Here is a 4,493-nt window from a genome sequence, read left to right as displayed (position 1 = left end):
TTGGGCTATGGTCGTTGTATACGAAGACCCTAAGCTTGATCAAGAAAGAATGATCCGTATAGAAGATGGCTTTGAACGTGTAGGAGCAGGGGGAGCCCTTAGTAGGAATAGACTCTTGAGTGGTTTTTCAAGTGCAGGAAACTGGGATTCCTTTGGTCAAGTTACCTTGGGAGGAGAGGCTGCTGTGTCAGGAGACCGATTCAATGTGAATGCGAACTATGCCAACTATAATGGGCGTTTGCCTAATAACTTTTTTAATGGAACCGTTACTTACCACAATGAAACCCCACAGAATACAAGAGGTTGGGATGTTTCTATATTCTCTACTCCAACACCTGCAGGATCAACCTCTCTGAGTACTACTTTTATAGCAAATGATGGAGGATATGATGCATTTATCAATATTGTGAGCGCTATTTCAGTATCAACACAACGTCCTGTATATGAAATGGAAACTAAAGTGTTGAATACAGCTCATGTGGATGTAGCAGGCCAACGTATACCTCTCAATACAGAACTTAAGTATCAGATAAAAATACGTAACATAGGAACAGGTATTCCAACAAGTCTTAAGATGGAAGCATTGCTACCTAAAAATCTTACTTATGTAGGGATTGATGGTTCTTTGCCTTCTGGAGTAAGTGCACCTACTTCAACTCCAGAAAACGGGCAGACGAAGCTTACCTTTAATATGCAACCTAATAGCTTTGCAGCAGGGGATCCTTTCTTAACCATTATGCTTAAGGTAAAAACGACTAATGATTGTAATGCCTTAAGAGATGCTTGTAGTAATAAGTTAGATTTTCAACCTAAACTTATATACAATACAGTTAATCCTACAGAGACAAATAGAGAGACACTCTCTCATAAAGCAGCAGCAGATTGTAAACCTGCCCCTACCACCTTCTACATTGAAGATGCTCCTTGTGCTTTGGTGGGTAGCAATACCTTACCTTACTGTTCCGCTATGGAACTCGATGGTGGGGCTGGCTATACCTCTTATAGCTGGACCAAACAAGGTCAGGGGGTAGTGGGTAATTCCCAAAAATACACCGTAACCGGAGTAGGGACTTATATCCTTACCCGAACCGGAGGTACTTGTAATCAAGTGAGTACTATTACCTATAATATACAGCCTCGTAGTGGAAATGCTGCCTTACACCCCTTGCGTGCTAACAGTGCAGTAACCGCTAAGGAGGTATGTAACAACACCGGTTTGGACTATCTACAAATTGCAGTATGTGGAGCTCAGGTATATCTGACAGCTGATGTGCCCGCAGGTAGTGAGGTGAAGTGGTTCAAATATACAGGTACCACTTCTACCACCGCTTCTTGTCCTCCTACTCCGATACCAGCAGCCAGAGGTAGCTGGGCGGAGAAGGCTACGGGTCTTGCTTATACACTTCCTGCCACTGAGGTGGCTACTGATACCAATGGAGGTACTCACTTTGGGATTACAGTCAAAACGCCAGGTAACTGTGAGATGGACTATTACTTTGGGGCATCTCGAAGCAATGATCCAGGTTTTATCTTAGAGAAGAGAAACATCACAGCTTTAGCTTGTAGCGGCGGTAGTGCCCAAAACAAAGGATGGCTTAAGATCTCCGGTATACCCGATATGAACTATCAATATAAGGTAGTAGGAAATTCCAATGCGGTGGATTGGACTAATGTACCAGCGCTAAGCTTTAACCATGAAGTAACAGCGGCAGGCAATTATATAGTACTCTTCCGTAAGAAATTGCCTAACGGAGCTTCTCAATACCAAAATAATGTCTGTGGCTTTGAAAAATTAGCTACCGTACTGGCTACTTCTTCAGGAAATGGAGCTGATGCCAACTTTACTCTTACCAAAACGGATGTCCTCTGTGTGGGTAACAATCCTTCCGGAGGTAAGCTTAAGGTACAGCTCTCTTCCGATGTTACCCTTCCGGTAAAAGTGATCGTAGAGCGACGCGGTACGCCTAATACCTCAGTAGCCGAATATGAGGTGAATACTGATGCAGAGCGTAACTCTGAAAATACAACAGCAGCAGCGGCCTTGGCTTCGCTTATCAAGGGAACTTATGAGGTGAAGTTGCAGGTAACGGAAGGTACCAATACTTGTACCTCTCCTATAAGAGAGATAGAGATTGTTGAGAAACCAGAGCTAAAACTCTTGACTGCGAATCCAGAGGATCCTTCTTGTGGCCCTACCAAAAAAATCTCGGTAACCTACCAAGGAGGTACTCCAAATTATACCTTAACACTTTCAGGAACTGGAATCAATACAATCACCGCTAACAACGGAACCAATACAACCCATACCTTTAGTATCAACGATCCGGCATTTACTACCGGTACGAAGAACTATACCCTTGAGCTCAAGGATGCCAATGGTTGTACTGTAAGACGTGATGTAGCATATACAATCCAGCCAAAACCTACCTTTACCCTAACAAAGGTACAGGATGCGGACTGTGAGCCTACCTCAGGGATGCTTAAGATCACTTCGATCAACCCTTCTTTTGATTTGTCTAAGTATGAAATCACTTATGCTATCCAAAAGAAAGTAGGTTCTGCTTACCCAACTAATGGTTCTTGGACACGACAAGCAACTGAGACCTTTACAGGCCTTACCGCAGGGGAATACCGTGCGAGAATCTATTACAAACGAGGCACCAAGGAATGTTCCTATCCAGAAGAGCCTTATCGTGAACTTGATGATCATGGTAACTGGGTAACTACTTCAGGGATTGACTATCAAGATATTACAGCGACTATCGCTGAAGGGGCTGGGCCTCTACAGGCTTTTGCTATGGTATCTCACTTGGCTTGTATCGATAATGCAGGAAATGGAACCAACCCTGCTGGACATGCACATGCCTCTATCAAGTTATCCAACCTCTCCGGAGGTAATGGTACCGGTGGTGGGGTAGGACCAGCAAATAAATATAATATAAAGATAAACAATGGACCTTGGAATGGGGTGCCTACCACTTTGACAGGGGTGACCTTCAATGCCGCTGAACTCCGTTTTGATGGCTTGAAACCAGGTGCTTACGAAATAATAGTAGAAAGTAGCAATCCACCTGCAGGGGCAACTGCTTGTAACAAGTCCTTGACGATACAAGTAGAACAACCTATACAGGCTCCTCAGATAACTCCAACCATAGTTTATGATTGTGCCGGCGCAGCTCAGGTAACTTATACCTCTGACCGTACAGACTATAGCTACCATATAGAAACCCGTGCCAATGGAACGACTCCTCCAGGAGAATATGTAGGAAATTATGACCGCATAGGCTCCGTAGGAAAGCAAACCTTTACAGTAGCCGATGCAGGCAATTCTAAAGTAAGCCGTATCTTCTATAAGAAAACGGTAACACCTAAGAAGCTCCTCTTCCGTGAAGACTTCGGGGAAGGGCCTACTACAAACTTTGCAGGCTTGGGTCGTGATCCGGCTACTACAAGTATCTCGCCAAACTTTACTTATCATGATTGTGCTGCAAATCCTAACCAATATATGATAACCAATTATGCGGAACATCATCAAAAATGGTTTAGTCCAAGTGCTTGTTCATATCATGGTGGTACTTCAAATCAAAGACTTTGGGTGGCAGATGCTCCTAAGGATCACACCTCCAATGGTGCTAAAGATAAAGGACGCTTTATGTTTGTGGATATGGGATCTAACCTTGGACAAGGAGAAACCCTCTATGAAAAAATAGTAGATATAGAACCTAATGCACCTATTGGTTTTGAGGTATATGTATTTAACTTGAATAAAGATACACCTAGAAATCATGAGTATTGTGGAGTACTTGAGAAACCAGATATTCGTGTACGTGTACTAGATGCTGTAACTAATACTCCATTAGGACAAATTACATCAGGATCAATTCCTTATAATACTCAAGGAAGTTTAGAATGGGTACGTGTGTCCTCTGATGATATTGGGGAAATCAACCCTGGTAACGTGACTCGTGTAAAGATACAAATCCAAAACACACGTAATCATTGGTGTGGTAATGACTTTGCTATCGATGACATCGAAGTATGGCAAGGCCCTATGCATTGTCCTACCCGCTATGTGGATGTAGCTCTTACGCTCGCTTCAGGTAAGCAGCTCAGTATGACCACTCCAGTTCCAGTGGAAGAGTCTTGTTATGGAGCCAATGATGGTAAGGTAAGCACAAGGGTAAGCAACTTTGGAGCCAACTATAAGTGGTACTTGACTGCACAGGGCAATACCACCAAGCTAAGAGAAGGCACCAAGACGGATGAGAACTTATCGCTAACGAACTTAGCACCGGGCAACTATACCTTACATATAGTAGATACCCGTCAGGCGAAGTTTGCAGACAATCAGCCTTGTGACATCTCTCAAGATTTTGTAATCAAGCGCAATCCACAGTTAAATGTGGTACAGAATAAGACGGTGGACTACTTCAACTGTGATGTAGACAGGGCCTATGTAGTAATCTTCGGTCAGAATGGTTCACGTCAGAATG

1 protein-coding gene is annotated in these 4,493 nt (G+C 43.4%); it reads left to right on the top strand.

Features of this window, described 5'->3' with window-relative positions:
• Positions 1–4,493 (top strand): hypothetical protein (locus tag HMPREF1551_RS09035; protein ID WP_021628810.1); only part of this gene is annotated, 4,493 nt, incomplete at both ends.

It is taken from the genome of Capnocytophaga sp. oral taxon 863 str. F0517 (assembly GCF_000466425.1).
Classification (GTDB): Bacteria; Bacteroidota; Bacteroidia; order Flavobacteriales; family Flavobacteriaceae; genus Capnocytophaga.
This window is presented reverse-complemented; position numbering and strand designations above follow the sequence as displayed.